Origin of the sequence: Mycobacterium sp. D16Q16, from assembly GCF_002013745.1 — a bacterium.
Classification (GTDB): domain Bacteria; phylum Actinomycetota; class Actinomycetes; order Mycobacteriales; family Mycobacteriaceae; genus Mycobacterium.
Genome location: NZ_MAEY01000001.1, coordinates 470758 through 487743, shown reverse-complemented (window position 1 = coordinate 487743; position 16986 = coordinate 470758). Strand labels below are relative to the sequence as shown.

Annotated in this window: 16 protein-coding genes; 13 read left to right on the top strand and 3 right to left on the bottom strand. The window is 64.4% G+C overall.

From position 1 onward, the window contains the following. The first annotated feature begins 75 nt into the window (after positions 1-75). The 6 genes from B4394_RS02295 (at position 76) to B4394_RS02270 (ending at position 7191) form a co-directional block, all read left to right on the top strand. Positions 76-1968: an alkyl/aryl-sulfatase gene (locus tag B4394_RS02295; protein WP_078313995.1), complete on the top strand. Its 1893-nt coding sequence runs from the start codon at positions 76-78 to the stop codon at positions 1966-1968. 65 nt (positions 1969-2033) lie between these two features. Then, positions 2034-2813 carry an AraC family transcriptional regulator gene (locus B4394_RS02290; RefSeq protein ID WP_078309681.1) on the top strand — a complete coding sequence of 260 codons (780 nt, stop codon included), beginning with the start codon at positions 2034-2036 and terminating at the stop codon, positions 2811-2813. 277 nt (positions 2814-3090) lie between these two features. Next, on the top strand, positions 3091-4014 hold the full coding sequence (locus B4394_RS02285) for an alpha/beta fold hydrolase (RefSeq protein WP_078313994.1): 924 nt from the start codon (positions 3091-3093) through the stop codon (positions 4012-4014). Between the two features lie 75 nt (positions 4015-4089). Next, entirely contained in the window at positions 4090-5883 is a 1794-nt protein-coding gene (locus tag B4394_RS02280; RefSeq protein ID WP_078313993.1) for an ABC transporter family substrate-binding protein, read from the top strand. Positions 5884-5894: 11 nt separating this feature from the next. Continuing rightward, complete coding sequence (gene mshB, locus B4394_RS02275) at positions 5895-6716, top strand: N-acetyl-1-D-myo-inositol-2-amino-2-deoxy-alpha-D-glucopyranoside deacetylase (RefSeq protein ID WP_078309675.1); 822 nt, start codon at positions 5895-5897, stop codon at positions 6714-6716. 139 nt (positions 6717-6855) lie between these two features. After that, positions 6856-7191 (top strand): hypothetical protein, encoded by a 336-nt coding sequence (locus tag B4394_RS02270; RefSeq protein WP_078313992.1) that lies wholly within the window; start codon positions 6856-6858, stop codon positions 7189-7191. On the opposite strand, the gene B4394_RS02265 is transcribed toward B4394_RS02270, so the two are convergent. Continuing rightward, a complete protein-coding gene (locus tag B4394_RS02265) occupies positions 7188-7949 on the bottom strand; it encodes an O-methyltransferase (protein WP_078309672.1) in 762 nt (253 codons plus the stop codon). The two genes, B4394_RS02270 and B4394_RS02265, sit on opposite strands and share 4 nt — an antisense overlap. A gap of 117 nt (positions 7950-8066) precedes the next feature. Between B4394_RS02265 and B4394_RS02260 the strand changes: the two genes are divergently transcribed. The 4 genes from B4394_RS02260 to B4394_RS02245 all read left to right on the top strand — a co-directional run bounded on the left by B4394_RS02260 (position 8067) and on the right by B4394_RS02245 (position 12201). After that, the gene (locus B4394_RS02260) at positions 8067-10673 is read left to right on the top strand and encodes a bifunctional FO biosynthesis protein CofGH (protein ID WP_170914960.1); all 2607 of its coding nucleotides are present in this window, start codon (positions 8067-8069) and stop codon (positions 10671-10673) included. Positions 10674-10964: 291 nt separating this feature from the next. Then, positions 10965-11603, top strand: a complete 639-nt coding sequence (locus B4394_RS02255; protein ID WP_078309914.1) for an MspA family porin — start codon at positions 10965-10967, stop codon at positions 11601-11603. A 2-nt stretch (positions 11604-11605) separates the two neighbouring features. Then, positions 11606-11902 (top strand): hypothetical protein, encoded by a 297-nt coding sequence (locus B4394_RS02250; RefSeq protein ID WP_170914959.1) that lies wholly within the window; start codon positions 11606-11608, stop codon positions 11900-11902. Then, complete coding sequence (locus B4394_RS02245; RefSeq protein ID WP_078309669.1) at positions 11899-12201, top strand: hypothetical protein; 303 nt, start codon at positions 11899-11901, stop codon at positions 12199-12201. The genes B4394_RS02250 and B4394_RS02245 overlap by 4 nt, the downstream gene beginning before the upstream one ends. 87 nt (positions 12202-12288) lie before the next feature. Here B4394_RS02245 and B4394_RS02240 read toward each other — a convergent pair whose 3' ends face one another. Together B4394_RS02240 and B4394_RS02235 are read right to left on the bottom strand one after the other, a co-directional pair. Beyond that, positions 12289-14319 (bottom strand): NADPH-dependent 2,4-dienoyl-CoA reductase, encoded by a 2031-nt coding sequence (locus tag B4394_RS02240; RefSeq protein ID WP_078309667.1) that lies wholly within the window; start codon positions 14317-14319, stop codon positions 12289-12291. After that, positions 14312-14866 carry a PadR family transcriptional regulator gene (locus B4394_RS02235; RefSeq protein WP_078313991.1) on the bottom strand — a complete coding sequence of 185 codons (555 nt, stop codon included), beginning with the start codon at positions 14864-14866 and terminating at the stop codon, positions 14312-14314. Before B4394_RS02235 ends, B4394_RS02240 begins: the two co-directional genes overlap by 8 nt. A gap of 144 nt (positions 14867-15010) precedes the next feature. On the opposite strand from B4394_RS02235, the gene fdxA (B4394_RS02230) reads away from it, so the two are divergent. From fdxA (B4394_RS02230) to dapC, 3 genes are all read left to right on the top strand, one after another. Next, the gene (gene fdxA, locus B4394_RS02230) at positions 15011-15328 is read left to right on the top strand and encodes a ferredoxin (RefSeq protein ID WP_078313990.1); all 318 of its coding nucleotides are present in this window, start codon (positions 15011-15013) and stop codon (positions 15326-15328) included. 176 nt (positions 15329-15504) lie between these two features. Then, positions 15505-15831: a ferredoxin gene (fdxA, locus tag B4394_RS02225; protein ID WP_078289378.1), complete on the top strand. Its 327-nt coding sequence runs from the start codon at positions 15505-15507 to the stop codon at positions 15829-15831. 35 nt (positions 15832-15866) lie between these two features. Next, positions 15867-16955, top strand: a complete 1089-nt coding sequence (gene dapC / locus B4394_RS02220) for a succinyldiaminopimelate transaminase (RefSeq protein ID WP_078313989.1) — start codon at positions 15867-15869, stop codon at positions 16953-16955. Positions 16956-16986 lie beyond the last annotated feature (31 nt).

Here is a 16986-nt window from a genome sequence, read left to right as displayed (position 1 = left end):
TTGCCTCGGATGAACTCGTTTGAGGGATAACGGCTTTCGCGTTCGCGTGACCGGGCCCGTGGGTACTATCGCGATATGGAGCAAACTCAGCCCGCAGTGCGCATCATCGAACAGAACGCGGCGGCCGTGCCGGAACTCCCATTCGGTGACACGGCGGATCAGGACGACGCTGACCGGGGCTTTATCGCCGCGCTAGAGCCCGGTGTGGTGACAGACGCCTCAGGGAAGGTTGTGTGGGACAACGACTCCTATGCGTTCCTGCGCGGATCCTGCCCGGCCTCGGTGCACCCGAGTCTGTGGCGGCAGTGCGGGCTGAACATCAGGCAGGGGCTGTACCACGTCACCGAGGGCATCTACCAGGTTCGGGGCCTCGACATCTCCAATATGACGCTCGTCGAGGGTGAACGCGGAGTCATCGTGATCGACCCGCTGGTATCCGCCGAGACCGCGGCGGCCGCGTTGGCGCTCTACCGGAGTCATCGCGGCGACCGCCCGGTGACCGGGCTGATCTACACCCATTCCCACGCCGACCATTTCGGGGGCGCGCTAGGGGTGGTGAGCGAGGAGGACGTCACGGCGGGGCATTGTCCAGTCCTGGCACCGGCAGGATTTCTGGAACACGCTGTGGCGGAGAACGTTTACGCGGGAACCGCGATGACGCGCCGTGCCGTGTACATGTACGGCGCCGTGCTGCCGAGGGGGCCGCTCGGGCAGGTGGGATCTGGTCTTGGCCAAACCAATTCCATCGGCACCGTCACGCTGATCCCGCCGACACTCGACATCACCCATACCGGGCAGGAAGAGACCGTCGACGGGGTGCACATGGTCTTCCAGCTGACTCCGGGTACCGAGGCGCCCGCGGAGATGAACTTTTACTTCCCCGAGCGCCGCGCGCTCTGCATGGCCGAGAACGCCACCCATACCCTGCACAATCTGCTGACATTGCGCGGCGCGCTGGTCCGCGACCCGCACGTCTGGGCGCGGTACATCACCGAGGCCATCAACCTGTACGCCCGGGGTTCCGATGTCGTGTTCGCCTCGCACCACTGGCCCACCTGGGGGACCGAGCGTTTGGTGGAATACCTTGCCCTGCAGCGTGATATATATGCCTACCTGCATGATCAGACGCTGCGCCAGCTCAACCAGGGCCTGGTGGGCTCCGAGATCGCCGAGACGCTGCAGCTGCCCCCGGCGATCGCCGGGGCCTGGCATGCGCGCGGTTACTACGGTTCGGTGAGTCACAACGTCAAGGCGATCTACCAGCGTTACATGGGCTGGTTTGACGGCAATCCGGCGCACCTCTGGGAACATCCACCCGTCGCGAACGCCCAGCGGCACGTGGAGTTCATGGGTGGTGCTGAGGAGGTACTACGCAAGGCGCGCATCGCCTTTGAGCAAGGGGACTATCGCTGGGTGGCACAAGTGGTCAACTATGTGATCTTCGCCGATCCGGCCAACGACGCCGCGAAGGCGTTGCAGGCCAGCTGTTTCGAACAACTTGGGTACGGAGCGGAGAACGCCACCTGGCGCAACTTCTATTTGATGGGTGCATACGAACTAACTCATGGCAGCGTCGGGACCCCGATGGCCGTCGGCTCGCCCACTATGGTGGCGGCGCTGACGGTGGATCAGGTGTTCGATGCGCTCTCGCTGCGGATCAACGGACCCAAGGCGTGGAACGAGCGCTTCGTGAGCGATTGGGCATTCACTGACGAGGATCGCGTGCACCGCGTGGAACTGCGTAACGGTGTGCTGGTGCACTATGACCGGCCCGCGGGGATCAGCCCGCCCGATGTGACCTTCACCCTCACTCGGCCGACCCTCATCAAGGTTCTGCTGGACGGCAAGGACCCCGCGCAGCTTGTTGCCTCGGGCGAGATCACTGTGGAGGGCGACCTGACCGGATTCGCGCGGTTGGTCGGGGTCCTCGATCAGCCGGATCCCAACTTCGCGATCGTGACGCCGTAGCCGACATCGGAGATGAACCATTTGCTCGCTAAGGTTGCCGATCATGTTCTGGGGGAAACACGCCGGTGAGTAATCTGCAGGTCACGTTCGTCAGTGAGTCGATAGCGGAGCCCACGGAGTGGTACTTCCGTGGGCCGCACCACATTGTCGCGGTTTACCAGGGCGGATCTATCCGGACCAAGGAACTGGAGTTCGATCGCGGACTCTCTCGTCGCTATCTGCCGAAGGCCGGTGACGTGCTTGTGGTTCCGGCTGGACGGCGCGTCGCCATTACCGCACAGGGGAAACATGCCGCGTTCTGTCAGCTTGAGGTGCCGACTACTTTGCTCGATCAGCGAGAGCTGGAGGCGAAGGTCGCGCATCCCGACGCGCTGATGCTGCAATTGGCGGCGAGGATGCGCAGCATCGCAGACCGTGACGATGTGATCGCGCGGCTACTGCGTGAGTCATTGGTCGACGTGATGTGGCTGCACCTGAGCGACCACTACGCGGCGATCCGCCGAGACGCGGTAGGTGGCAGAGCATTGGAGCCGGCCGCGCAGGCGCGGTTGATGGAGTACGTCGAAGACAGCTTGGATGCGGATATCAGCCTGGCGGCGCTGGCGCGGCACTCCGAGATGTCGGTCAGTGAGTTCCGCAAGGCTTTCGTGGATGCATTTCGGCAGACGCCCTATCAGTTTGTGTTGAACCGTCGTATGGACCGCGCGAAGAAGCTCCTCGCCGGTACTTCCCTGCCTGTCACTGATATCAGTATTGCCGTTGGTTTTTCGAGCCCCAGCCATTTTGCCACCACATTCAAAGCTCGAGTGGGGGTGACGCCAACCGTCTACCGCAGCGGACTGTGACTGTGTTTTCCGCAAGACGCAGCGGATTTCGAAGGCGCGACTTTCGGGCGCGATCTACAGTGGCCGCACGTGGTCACGGGGGACGTGGTCGCGGGGGTCGGGTAGATTCTGGCCTCGCATTGCGAGAGCCAGAATCTGCTCGACACCATTACCAAACATGTTGCGGTAGAAGTAGAGTGCGTGCCGTGCGAGGGGATCATGTGTGTCAACCCCCATCGTGGCGGTGGTGACGGCTTTGACGGATTACCCAGCGACACCCCGACTGGTTCCCCGGTGGATGCATGCGTTGTTCACCGCGTGTCTCTGGATGGTCGCAGGGTGCGCGGGAGAGATGTCTGGTCCTGCCGAACGCTCAGTAGCGCGTGATGCGCCCGTGCTATCCCACATCACCGTCGAGCGGTTCCATTATCTGACGGACGGCCATTCCGATCCGACTCAAAACTGGGCAGACTTGTATCTACCCGCCGGCCGTCAGGATCCGGACACGATTCCACTGGTGGTGCTGATTCATGGCGGAGCATGGCAAAACCATCTGGGGGCTACGGTCTTCGAGCCATTGGCCAGAGAGCTGGCGGCCCGGGGAATGGCCGTCTACAACATGGAATACCGGCGGGTGGGATCCGGTGGCGGCTGGCCGACCACGTTCCACGATGTGGCGCGCGCGCTTGACTACGTCATCGAGGTGGACAAAAGACACCCGCAGCTCACCACCGACGATGAACTTGTGGTGGGGCACAGTGCCGGCGCGCAGCTCGCGGTATGGGGTGCCACTCGACACAATCTCCGGGATGACGAGGTGGGCTCTCGCCCACGATTCCGGCCCACGCGGGCGGTGTCGCTGGCAGGGCCGCTCGATATGGTCTATGCCGCGGAGCACGGTGACGATCGCATCGTCACGGTGCTCGGGGGCACACCCGATGCCGTGCCGGAGCGTTACCTATCCGTCGACCCCATCCAGAACATCGATATCGATACGCCTGTCATAGCCCTGCACGGCACCAGAGACCACGTGGTCGAACCTGTCAATTCGCAGCGCTATGTCGCGGCGGTGAAGCGCCGGGGTGGCCGGGCCGCCGTCGAGCTGCTTCCCGAGCAGAATCATGTGTCGATTGTGGCGTCCGATAGCTCCGCCTTCGAGCGGGTGGTGCGGGTCATCACCACCACGTCCCAGGCGGAGCTCGACAAGCTGCTGAAGGAGTAGCCGGGTTGTGCCGCCATGCCGTTGCCGTCTCGTTCACGTTCGCCTCTCAGCACCCCAGCGATAAGGTTGGTCCTCATGCCTACCGGGATCCCGCGCCTTCGTCTGTGCGCAGTGCTTGGTGTGGTGCTCCTGGCCGGGTGCTCCGTCAGCGCGCCCCCGGCCGTACAGGGCAGCGAGACGACCAGCTCGACGACGCCGCCACCACCCAAGAAAGAGCAGATCGTGGTCGGTATCGACTCGATCGGTGCCGGGTTCAACCCGCACTTGCTCTCTGATCAGTCGCCGGTGAACTCCGCGATCAGCTCGCTGGTACTACCCAGCGCGTTCCGCCCGGTACCCGACTCGGCGACCACCACTGGCTCACGCTGGGAGCTGGACCCGACCCTGCTGGTCTCCGCTGAGGAGACCAGTCAGGCACCCTTCACCGTCACCTACACGATCCGTCCCGAGGCGCAGTGGACCGATAACGCACCCATCGGTGCCGATGACTTCTCGTACCTGTGGCAACAGATGCTCATTCAGCCCGGGACCGTCGACCCGGCGGGCTACGGAAGCATCACCGATGTGCAGTCTCGCGATGGCGGCAAGCGCGTGGTCGTCACGTTCGACCACAAGTACCCGGCGTGGCGCGAGCTGTTCACCGACCTGCTGCCCGCGCACATCGTGAAGGACATCCCGGGCGGGTTCGCCTCGGGGCTGATCAAGTCGATGCCCGCCTCCGGGGGACGCTTCCGGGTCGACGCGATTGACCCCCAGCGTGACGAGATTCTGCTGGCTCGCAACGACCGGTACTGGGCGACACCCGCGGTTCCCGACGAGATCCTGTTCCGTCGTGCGGGCGCCCCCACGGTGCTGGCGGACTCCATTCGCAATGGGGACACCCAAGTGGCCCAGGTGCACGGCAGCGCGGTGACCTTCGCCCAGCTGTCCAACATCCCCGGAGTGCGCACCGCGCGCATCGTCGCACCGCGCACCTTGCAGTTGACGCTGCGCGCGGGGCAGCCCGCGCTCACCGATTCCACGGTGCGCCGAGGGCTGCTCGGGTTGCTCGATGTCGGGCTGCTGGCGGCGGTGGCCGCGGGCAACGACAACGCCGTCACCCTGGCGGCGGCGCAGGTGCGTTCGCCCTCAGATCCCGGATACAAGCCCACCGCACCCACCGCCCTCACCCGAGACGCGGCCCTCGCCTTGTTCAAGGAGGCCGGGTATGAGGCCGTCGAGGTGCCGCCGCCGCCCGGTGCCCCGGCGGGTCCACCGCAGATCACCCGGGAGGGCGAGCCGCTGAGCCTGGTCATCGGCGCTGCCTCCAACGATCCGACGTCGGTCGCCGTGGCCAACACCGCCGCCGACCAACTGCGCAATGCGGGAGTGCGGGCCACGGTCGCCGCCCTCGATCCGCCCGCGTTGTATGGCCAGGCGATTCCGGACGGTCGCGTGGACGCCATCGTGGGCTGGCATCAGTCCGGCGGTGACCTGGCCACGGTGCTGGCCTCCCGGTATGGCTGCCCGGCATTGCAATCGGTCAGGGTGCCCGATACCCGCACGACCACACCCCCGCCGCCGCCGGCGAGCAATACGCCGTCGCCGCCGTCGAGGGAAGAATCTGTTCGTGCCCCAAGCAATCTCACCGGGTTGTGTGACGAGGGACTGCAGGCCAGCATCGACGCCGCGCTGACCGGGCAGGCCGATGTGGGCAAGGTCGTCGATCAGGCCGAGCCCCAATTGTGGAAGATGGCAACGGTTTTGCCGATCATGCAGGACACCACCATCGCCGCCGCCGGACCCAGCGTGCGGAACGTCGAGCTGGCCGGCGCGGTTCCGGTGGGCATCGTCGCCACGGCAGGAGAGTGGAAGAAGACACGCCCATGACGCGACGACTCATGCTCGTCCACGCGCACCCCGACGATGAATCTCTCACGACCGGAGGAACCATCGCGCGGTATGCCGCCGAAGGTGCCGACGTCCGGGTTGTCACCTGCACGCTCGGGGAGGAAGGCGAGGTGATCGGCGACCGCTGGGAACAACTCGCCGTCGATCACGCCGATCAGCTCGGTGGATACCGGATCGCCGAATTATCCAGTGCGCTAAGTCACCTCGGCGTCGATCGGCCCACCTTCCTCGGCGGTGCGGGGCACTGGCGTGATTCCGGCATGGCGGACACCGGCCCGCTGCACCCTCGGGCGTTCGCGGGCGCCGATGTCGACGACGCGGTCGCGGTGCTGGCGGGATTGATCGAGGAACACCGCCCGCATGTCGTCGTCACCTACGACCCCTTCGGGGGATACGGGCATCCCGATCACATCCAGGCACACACGGTGACCACCGCTGCCGTGGAGAAGGCTTCCTGGAAGGTGGCCAAGCTGTACTGGACCGTCATCGCGACCAGTGCGCTGGAGGCGGGGCTTGCCGCCATGAAGCAGCTGCCTCCGGGATGTGAACCGGCACCCGTCGATCTCATACCCACCTATGCCGATGAGCAGATCAGCGCCGCCATCGATGTATCGGCCTACCGCGATGCCAAGGCCGCGGCGCTGCGCGCGCACGCCACCCAGCTCACGGTCTCCGAGGACGGGACCTCGCTGGCGCTGTCGAACATGATCGCGTTGCCCATCGCGGACACCGAGCATTTTGTATTGGTACGCGGTGTGCCCGGCGTCGACACCGGATGGGAATCCGATCTGTTCGCTGGGGTGGAGTTGTAAGCTCGATTCATGCCACCCGATCAAGACCAGGATCCGAACCAGCAGCACTGGCAGGACCGGCTGGACAACTTCCAATGGGTCGTCGGCTCACTCGTGGCCCAGCTCGACTCTGTCCCCATCTAGACGCCTGAACATCTTCATGCGGGCGTTCGTGCTGTCCGCGCTCATCGTCGACGGCGTCATTAGTGCCATCCTCGGCGCTGCCCTGCTCAACACACGCTTCGGCGGGGTTCTCGTTCCACTCGGGCTCATCGTCAGCGCCGTCCTCAACGCGGTGCTGGTGTGGTGCGCTGTGCAGTGGGCGCCGTCATCGCGATGGGCGGGCGCGCCATTGTGGGCATTCGTGGCGACCACGACGCTGCTCTTGTTCGGCGGGCCCGGCGGCGACGTGGTCTTCGCCGGGTTCTGGCCCGTACTCCTGATGGTGCTCGGCGTGCTGCCCGCGGCGTATGTCTTGCGCCGGGCGAACGACTAACCCAAATACTCCGATTCGAGAACCAGGTCCTTCACCAAGGTCTGGTATTCGACGTGCGTCTCGTGTTCGACGGTCTGCCAGAGCTTGCCCTGCTGCTCCTTCATGTACGCGCGGTACTTGGGCGAGCCGGGGAATCTGACGTTATCGGCGACGACAATCGTGCCCGGATGCAACCAGCCCCGTTCCAGCAGCCGCTGCAGGTCGTCGAGGTACACGTCCTTCCAGTGGTCGATGAACACGAAGTCCAGGCATCCGTCGGTGAATCCGTAATCCTTGGCCAGTGTGTCCAGGGTGGTGCCGTCGTCAGCCGTGCCGGTGAGGCAGGTGGTGCGGTCCGACAGCCCGGCATGCGCCCATACCCGGCGCGCCACCGAGGCGTTGGCTCCCGACTTCTCGATGGAGAAGAACTTGGCGCCGGGAGCCGCACGCGCGATCCTTAGGCCGCTGTACCCGCAATACGCACCGAGTTCCAGGGCGATCTTGGGGTTGGCGCGTTTGACCGCCGCGTCGAGCAGCTGGCCCTTTTCGTCCCCGACATTCATCAGGATTGATTGGTCGTACGCGAAATTGTCGATGGCATCGATCGCGGCGTCGACATCCCCGGCCGGGGCGGTCGCGATGACGTACTCAGCGGTGGCCTCTTCGCGTCCATCGCCCATCTGACCGGTGCGCATGACGTTCAGGCCGCCGAACACCGCACGCAGAAACGAATACCGCAGAAACGGAAGTTTCTGCTTGAGGGTTCTCGTAAGACTCACGAAGATCAGCCTAGCGATCCCGGGCGTTTCCGCAGCGTGACCCCGTTGATGAACCCCCGAGTGGTCGGGTTTTTGGAACGGGCGGATGATCTGAGGGTGACCGACGGTTGTACAAACGTGCCCGACGACGTAACGCCGCTGCCGAATCCCGCCTTTCCCACGCCGAAAGCGGCCTCGCCCGTGTCGGATGCCCGTCGAGCGGGCGGCTCATCGCCGGCGCTGCGGCGGGTGTTGCGTCGTGCGCGCGACGGGGTGACGCTGAACGTCGATGAGGCCTCGCTGGCGCTGACCGCGCGGGGGGACGATCTGGCCGATTTGATGGCCAGTGCCGCGCGGGTGCGTGATGCCGGGCTGGAATCCGCCGGGCGCCTCGGTGCGACCGGGCGTCTGCCGATCTCCTATTCGCGCAAGGTATTCATCCCGGTCACCCATCTGTGCCGCGACAAGTGCCATTACTGCACGTTTGTGACGGTGCCCGGGAAGCTGCGGGCGCAGGGGCAGGGCATGTATCTGGAGCCCGACGAGATCCTGGACATCGCGCGCCGAGGTGCCGAATTGGGTTGCAAAGAGGCACTGTTCACGCTGGGGGACCGGCCCGAGGACCGCTGGCCGGAGGCCAAGCAGTGGCTCGATGAGCGCGGCTACGACACCACGCTGGACTATGTGCGGGCCATGGCGATCCGGGTTTTGGAGGAGACAGGTCTGCTTCCGCATCTGAATCCGGGAGTGATGAGCTGGTCGGAGCTGGCGCGGCTCAAGCCGGTGGCTCCGTCGATGGGCATGATGCTGGAAACCACGTCGCGGCGACTGTTCGAGGATCGCGGTGAGGCGCACTACGGCAGCCCGGACAAAGACCCCACTGTGCGGCTGCGGACCCTGACTGACGCGGGCCGGCTGTCGATCCCGTTCACCACGGGTCTGTTGGTGGGGATTGGCGAGAATCTCACCGAGCGCGCGGAGACTATTCACGCGATCCGCAAGGTACACAAGGAATTCGGGCATGTTCAGGAAGTAATCGTGCAGAACTTCCGTGCTAAATCAGACACCGCGATGAAGGCGGCGCCGGATGCTGAAATCGACGACTTCCTGGCGACGATCGCGGTAACCCGTCTGGTACTCGGCCCCAAAATGCGGGTGCAGGCGCCGCCGAACCTGGTGTCCCGCGGTGAGTGCTTGGCACTGATCGGAGCCGGTGTGGACGACTGGGGTGGGGTGTCGCCGCTGACCCCAGATCATGTGAACCCCGAACGGCCGTGGCCCAATCTGGACGATCTGGCGTCGGTGACGGCCGAGGCCGGATACGACCTGGTGCAGCGCCTTACGGCACAACCGCAGTACGTGCAGGCCGGGTCGGCGTGGATCGATCCACGGGTGCGCGGGCATGTGGAGGCTCTCGCCGACCCGGAAACCGGTTTTGCCCTGGATGTTTCGCCGACCGGATCGCCGTGGCAGGAGCCCGATGAGACCTGGGAGTCGACGGGCCGGGTAGATCTGCACGCGGCGATTGACTCGGAGGGCCGCAACACCGATACCCGTAGCGATCTGGCGAGCGCCTTCGGGGACTGGGAGTCCATCCGCGAACATGTTCGTGAACTGAACGCGCGGGCTCCGGAGAAGGTGGGCGCCGATGTGTTGGCGGCTCTGCGATCCGCCGAGCGAGATCCGGCGGGATGCAGCGATGACGAGTACTTGGCGCTGGCGACCGCCGAGGGTCCAGCGATGGAGGCCCTTGCCGCACTGGCTGATTCGATCCGTGCGGACGTGGTTGGCGATGACGTCACATATGTGGTGAATCGGAACATCAACTTCACCAACATCTGCTATACAGGCTGCCGTTTCTGCGCCTTCGCGCAGCGCAAGGGCGATGCCGATGCCTTCTCGCTGTCGGCCGAGGAGGTGGGTGACCGGGCCTGGGAGGCGTATGTCGCCGGTGCCACCGAGGTCTGCATGCAGGGCGGTATCGATCCGGAGCTGCCCGCAACCGGGTATGCGGATCTGGTGCGCGCGGTGAAGAAGCGGGTGCCCAGCATGCACGTGCACGCCTTCAGCCCGATGGAGATCGTCAATGGCGCCTCCAAGGGCGGCCAGAGCGTCCGCGAATGGTTGACCGAGTTGCGTGCCGCGGGTCTGGACACCATCCCGGGTACCGCCGCCGAGATCCTCGACGACGAGATTCGGTGGGTGCTCACCAAGGGCAAGCTGCCGGCGTCCGAATGGATCGATGTCATCAGCACCGCACACGAGGTGGGGCTGCGCTCCAGCTCCACCATGATGTACGGGCACGTCGATACCCCCAAGCATTGGATCGCACATCTTCGGGTCCTCGCCGGAATTCAGGACCGCACAGGCGGATTCACCGAATTTGTGCCGCTGCCGTTTGTGCACCAAAGTGCCCCGCTGTACCTGGCGGGTGCCGCGCGCCCAGGGCCCACTAACCGGGACAACCGCGCGGTGCACGCGCTGGCGCGCATCATGCTGCACGGGCGTATCCACAACATCCAGACCAGCTGGGTGAAGCTCGGTATCGACGGGACACGGGCGATGCTCGAAGGCGGCGCCAATGATCTCGGCGGCACGCTGATGGAGGAGACCATTTCCCGGATGGCCGGTTCCGAACACGGATCTGCCAAGACCATTGCCGAACTGGAGGAGATCGCCGAGGGCATCGGACGGCCCGCGGTGGAGCGCACCACGACGTACGCGCGGCGGCCGTCCGCCGCGTAACGCCGAGAGTGAATCCATGGCGGGATTTTCCGAGAATCTCCGCCACAGTTTCACTCTCGGCGAGATATGCCGTCGATCGAGATTTCGCCTCAGATAGCGATCAGTACCGTCATCGAAACCACTGTGGTGGTAGGTGGTGCCGACCCGTCCGGAGGAGGGGCGGCTGTGCCACGAGCTGCACCCGCGCCGCGACTGCGAGGGATATCGCTAAGTTGACGGTCTCTGTCCGCACCTGACTGATTGGATCGCGTTGGGTTAACTCCGGTGTTCGGTTTGGGCATCGTGATGTGCGTGATGGCCCGACTCGTAGCGACAAGTGTGATCGTTGCCATGCTTGGGCTCCTGGTAGCCGTCCCGGCTACCGCAGAGCCGAGAGAAATGGCGCCGCAGTCGTATTCGCGGACAACTCGGGATGGCTGGCAGCTGCAGATTCGGCTCGAGAATGAACGCGTTAACGCGGTGCCCAATCTGGCGTCCGCAACCAACTCGCGCGAGGCGTTCATCACTCTCTCGGGCACCGCGACCGCGACCGGCGGCACCAACCCCATCACCGACAGCCTCTTCGTCATCGGCTATCAGCTCGGTTGTCAGTCTGATGTGTCCTCGGGATTGCAGCTGGGCGGGTCGGCAGGTATCGCGCCCTCGGTAAGCCTTGGAGTGGCACCAACACCCTCGGTAGGGGTCGGCGGCAGTGCGGGGGTCAGCGGATTTGTGCAGACAGTGGTGCAGCCGGGCGTCATCGTCAACCTTCCGATGGCCAATATGGTTCTCTCCCATGGTGGTACGGGCGCGCTGGACTTGGATAACGTGCATGTGAAGGCCGACGCCTGCGGTGGCGATGTGACGATCCGTTCGTTCGCGTCGTTGCGCGCATCAACCGAGACCGGCCACACCGAGTTCGCGATCTACGGCGACCCGATCAAGATCTGATGATGAAATTCGTCTGTGTCGCAACGATCTTGATGTGGGTGCTGGGTGGGGTGCCGGTAGCCTCGGCGGATCCGCCGCCGGTTAACCCGATGCCCGCCGTACCCGTGGCAGTACCCGGTGGAACGCCCAACTATGCGGCCACTGCCTCACAGCCACCCTTCGGATTGTCCCCGGCGTCGCCGCGCGGAGCCCGGATCTCCGCTGGGGTTGATTCCGGGTACACCGCCCGAATCGGTGCCGGGATGACCGCCGGGCAGTTGGAGGACCCTCGCGGGATGACCGAAGGAGCAATACCGTGATCAGAACAGTTTGTGTGGCAACGATTCTCGTTGGACTTGCCGCCGGTCTCGCCGTGCCCGCCGCGGCGGCGCCGCCACCGCCGAACCCGGCGCCCTACAACCCGGTCTTCGTGCCCGGGCAGTTGCCCGCGCTGCGACCTTCGCGCGGTACTCAACTGCCGGTGCTGATGTCGGGACCGTCGCGTGGTCCCAGGATTTCGGCCGGTGTAGATGGCGTCGCGGTGCCGGGCGGAGTGAAACCGGGTGTCGGGGTTGGAGATGGGAAGCTGGAAAGCCCGACCGGCGCGCCGCCCCGATAACCCGCCCGCGCAGCGCCCAAGTATTTGGCAGCCGGCGCCATCATCCGCACCGGTGGTGTAACGGGTATCGGTAGCCGTCGGAGGCAGTTACAGCTTGGCGGCCAGCTCGGTGCCCTGCCTGATGGCACGCTTGGCGTCGAGCTCACCGGCCACCGCGGCACCACCGATCACATGGGCACTGATGCCCGCCTCTTTGAGCACGTCATCGAGATCGCGCACCGACTCCTGGCCGGCACAGATCACCACGTTGTCCACCTCGAGCACTCGCGGGTCCTTGCGCTCCTCGCCGAAGGTGATGTGCAGCCCGGCATCATCGATCTTTTCGTAGTTGACGCCCGCCAGCTCGGTGACTTTCTTGGCCTTCAACGATGCGCGATGCACCCAGCCCGTGGTCTTACCCAGCCCCTTGCCGAGCGAGCCCTTCTTGCGCTGGCACAAGTAGACCTCCCGAACCGGCGGAGCGGGAATGGGTTTGGTGAGCGAACCCCGGGACTCGTGATCCTCGGAGATGCCCCACTCGGCGCGCCATTCTTTGAGGTTGAGTGTCGGTGACTCGTCGATGGTCAAGAACTCCGACACGTCGAAACCGATACCTCCGGCACCCACGACGGCCACGCGCTTGCCGACGGGCTTACCGCCCTTGATGACATCGGGATAGGACAGCACCATCGGGTGGTCGATACCGGGGATGGCGGGCACCCGCGGCTTGACTCCGGTCGCCAGGATGACGTGGTCGAACTTGCCGTCGATCAGTTCCTGCGCATCTACCTTCTTGTTCAAAAGCACTGTGACGCTGTGCTTCTTGAGCATCGTGGTGTAGTACCGAATGGTTTCGTTGAACTCTTCCTTGCCGGGGATCCTGCGGGCCATATCGAACTGGCCGCCGATCTCGGCGTTGGCCTCGAAGAGAACCACCTTGTGTCCGCGCTGTGCCGCGGTGACGGCCGCCGACAGCCCGGCCGGCCCGGCGCCGACAACGGCGATTTTCTTGGTATGCCGGGTCGGGAGCAGCTGCAGCGTTGTCTCGTGCCCGGCCCGCGGGTTGAGCAGGCAGCTTGCCTTCTTGTTCACGAACGAATGGTCCAGGCATGCCTGGTTGCATGCGATGCAGGTGTTGATCTCGTCGGCGTGATCCGCTGAGGCCTTGTTCACCCAGTCGGGGTCGGCCAGCAGGGGACGGGCCATCGAAATCAGCTGGACCTGGCCGTCGTTGAGGATCTGTTCGCCCGATTGCGGCATGTTGATCCGGTTGGATGCCATTACCGGGATGGTGACCTCTTGGGCGATCTTGTTGGACAGATCGACGAACGCGTTCTGCGGCACCGAGGTGACGATGGTGGGTACGCGCGCCTCATGCCAGCCGATTCCGGTGTTGATGATCGTGGCGCCGGCTGCCTCGATTTCCTTGGCCAGGGCCACGATCTCGTCCCAGGTCTGGCCCTCTGGCACGTAGTCGGCCATGGAGAGCCGGTAGCAGATGATGAACTCTGGGCCCACCGCCTTGCGGACCGCCTTGACCACCTCGACGGGCAATCTGCGTCGGTTCTCCGGGCTGCCGCCGAATTCGTCAGTGCGGTTGTTGGTGTAGGGCGCGAGGAACTGATTGATGAAATAGCCTTCGCTGCCCATGATTTCGACGCCGTCGTAGCCCGCCTTCTTGGCCATCTTGGCGCTGTGAGCCCAATCGTCGATGGTTTGCCACACACCCTTGGTGCTGAGCTTGCGCGGCTTGAAGGGGGTGATGGGGGACTTCTTGGCCGAGGCACTCACCGAAAATGGGTGGTAACCATAGCGTCCCGCATGTAGCAGCTGCACGATGATCTTGCCGCCATTTTTGTGCACGGCGTTCGTGACAATGCGATGCCGGTACGCCTCAAGGGATGTGGTCAGTTTTCCGGCGAGCGGCTTGAGCCACGCGGTGCGGTTGATGGCGTATCCACCGGTGATGATCATGCCCACCCCGCCCTTGGCACGTTCGGCGAAGTAGGCGGCCAATGCCGGGGTGTCCCAGGGGAAGTCCTCCAGGCCGGCATGCATGGATCCCATGACGACTCGGTTCTTGAGCGTGGTGAAGCCAAGGTCCAAGGGGGACAGCAGGGTTGGATATGGATTACTCATGATTCTCGCTTTCAGTCCGGGCTGGGGACAAGGAAGTGATCATTTCGTCGCACCAATCGGTGAATCCCTCCTCCATGCGGACACCTCCGCGCAGGACGAGATATTGGTGCAGGGCCGCGCCGGTGAGTTGATCCGGAGCGGGAAACTGGCGCTTTTCCATTTCGCGGTAGTTGTCGAGCATGACGGCGTGTGCGTCGCGTTGGACGCGGATGTGTTCGACCACCATGTCGATGTCGCCGTAGGTGCCCGCGCGGATCTTGAGGGCCAGATCGCGCATATCGGTGCCCTCGGCGCTGTTGACCCATCGGGATAGCTCGCGATAGCCGAGCTCGGCAACGGTATAGACCTTCTTGGCCGGTCGCCCTTCTTGGTCGACGACCTGGCAGTGCAGCCAGCTGTCGTCCTCCATGCGGCGCAGAGTCCGGTAGATCTGCTGGTGGGTGGCGCTGTAGAAGTACCCGATCGAGCGATCGAATCGGCTCGTGAGCTCGTAACCTGACCCGTTCTGCTCGGCCAGGGACAACAGGATCGCGTGGGTGAGTGCCACGGCAGCATGCTGACACGAAACGGGACCCCTATGCAACTTGTTGCAGTGCAACAGTCTGCATATAGCTCTCAGTTACGTGTTGCCATTGGTAACATGTAACTGTGAGAAACGTGTAATTGGCCGGAGCGCGCCTGGAGGTTGCCCGTGACATATGTGATCGCCGAACCGTGTGTGGACGTGATGGACAAGGCCTGCGTAGAGGAGTGTCCTGTCGATTGCATCTACGAGGGTGCCCGGACCATGTACATCCACCCGGACGAGTGCACGGATTGCAATGCGTGCGAACCGGTTTGCCCCGTCGAGTCGATTTACTACGAAGAAGACGTACCCGGGGAGTGGGGCGGTTACGTGCGGGCCAACGCGGACTTCTTCCTCGGCCTCGATTCGCCGAACGGCGCGCGCCGGATGGGCAAGATCAACCGGGATGTGCCGCTTGTGGCGCAACTCCCGATCCAGGGCTGAGCGTGCCTGCTGGACGGCAGGCCAAGTTAAACGTTAAGCTAAGTACCTGTAACCGGTGGATACGGCTAGATCGCCTCGGCGAGTTAGGACAGCCTGTGTCAAGAGACGCATCTGGGGACCGGAATACTGGCCGCAACGCATGAACTGGACATCAGCGCAGGAATGAGGAAACCTTCGTGACCTACACGATCGCGGAACCGTGCGTCGACGTTATGGACAAGGCATGTATCGAAGAATGCCCCGTCGACTGCATCTATGAGGGTGGGCGCATGCTCTACATCCACCCCGACGAATGTGTGGACTGCGGTGCTTGCGAACCGGTATGCCCGGTGGAGGCCATCTTCTATGAGGACGATGTGCCGGATCAGTGGACGGGCTACATCCAGGGCAACGCTGACTTCTTCGTAGACCTGGGCTCGCCCGGCGGTGCCGCGAAGGTCGGCAAGACCGAGTACGACCCGCCGTCGGTCAAGGAGCTTCCGCCCATGGGTGAAGGACACTGAGCTCGCCGTCCGAGTCCCGACCGCGGGCGTTGGCTGTGTCGTCCCGGCTGCCGGAATTTCCGTGGGACACCATCGCCGATGCTAAGGCGACTGCCGCGGCGCACCCCGAAGGGATCGTTGACCTTTCGGTCGGTACCCCCGTGGATAGCGTGGCGCCGCTGATCCGCGATGCGCTGGCCGCGGCCAGCGACCTTCCCGGATACCCGGCGACCGCCGGTACCCCCGCATTGCGGCAGGCAATCCGCGGCGCGGTGTCCCGGCGATACGGCATCGTCGCGCTCGCGGACGATGCCGTGCTTCCCGTCGTCGGCACCAAGGAGCTCATCGCGTGGTTGCCGACCCTGCTCGGGTTGGGCGCCGACGATCTGATCGTCATCCCCGAATTGGCATACCCCACCTATGAAGTGGGCGCCCGGCTGGCCGGTGTGCCGACGGTCCGGGCGGACTCGCTGACACAGTTGGGGCCGCAGCGCCCCTCGTTGATCTATCTCAACTCGCCCAGTAATCCGACTGGGGCGGTACTCCCGGTCGAGCATCTACGCAAGGTCGTCGAGTGGGCGCGCGAGCGCGGCGCCCTCGTGGTTTCCGATGAGTGCTACCTGGGCCTGGGGTGGGACGCCGAGCCGGTGTCGGTGCTTGATCCTCGGGTCTGCGATGGCGATACCGCCGGGTTGTTGGCCGTGCACTCGTTGTCCAAGACGTCGTCGCTGGCGGGGTATCGGGCCGGATTCGTGCTGGGAGATGCGTCCGTGGTCGGCGAGCTGCTCGCGGTGCGCAAGCATGCCGGGATGATGGTGCCAGGGCCAATACAGGCGGCGATGACGGCAGCGCTGAGCGAGGATGACCATCAGCGCGATCAGCGCGCACTCTATGAGAGTCGCCGCGGCAGGCTCTCGAAGGCTTTGACCGGCAATGGCTTCCGCATCGACCATTCTGAGGCGGGTCTGTATCTCTGGGCCACCCGGGGCGACTTGTGTGATGACGCGCTGGCATATCTGGCGCAGCGCGGGATCTTGGTGGCACCCGGACGGTTCTACGGACCGCGTGGCAAGGAACATGTGCGGGTGGCCCTCACGGCCACCGATGAGCGCATCGACGCCGCCGTCGCGCGGCTCGTCGACTAGTTGCGCTGACCGTCGAAGACTCGGCCTACCA

Excerpts from the sequence above, each read along its gene's own strand:
- B4394_RS02295 (WP_078313995.1), top strand. The coding sequence starts at position 76 with ATGGAGCAAACTCAGCCCGCAGTGCGCATCATCGAACAGAACGCGGCG.
- B4394_RS02285 (WP_078313994.1), top strand. The coding sequence starts at position 3,091 with ATGCATGCGTTGTTCACCGCGTGTCTCTGGATGGTCGCAGGGTGCGCG.
- B4394_RS02280 (WP_078313993.1), top strand. The coding sequence starts at position 4,090 with ATGCCTACCGGGATCCCGCGCCTTCGTCTGTGCGCAGTGCTTGGTGTG.
- mshB (WP_078309675.1), top strand. The coding sequence starts at position 5,895 with ATGCTCGTCCACGCGCACCCCGACGATGAATCTCTCACGACCGGAGGA.
- B4394_RS02270 (WP_078313992.1), top strand. The coding sequence starts at position 6,856 with ATGCGGGCGTTCGTGCTGTCCGCGCTCATCGTCGACGGCGTCATTAGT.
- B4394_RS02250 (WP_170914959.1), top strand. The coding sequence starts at position 11,606 with ATGAAATTCGTCTGTGTCGCAACGATCTTGATGTGGGTGCTGGGTGGG.
- B4394_RS02240 (WP_078309667.1), bottom strand. The coding sequence starts at position 14,319 with ATGAGTAATCCATATCCAACCCTGCTGTCCCCCTTGGACCTTGGCTTC.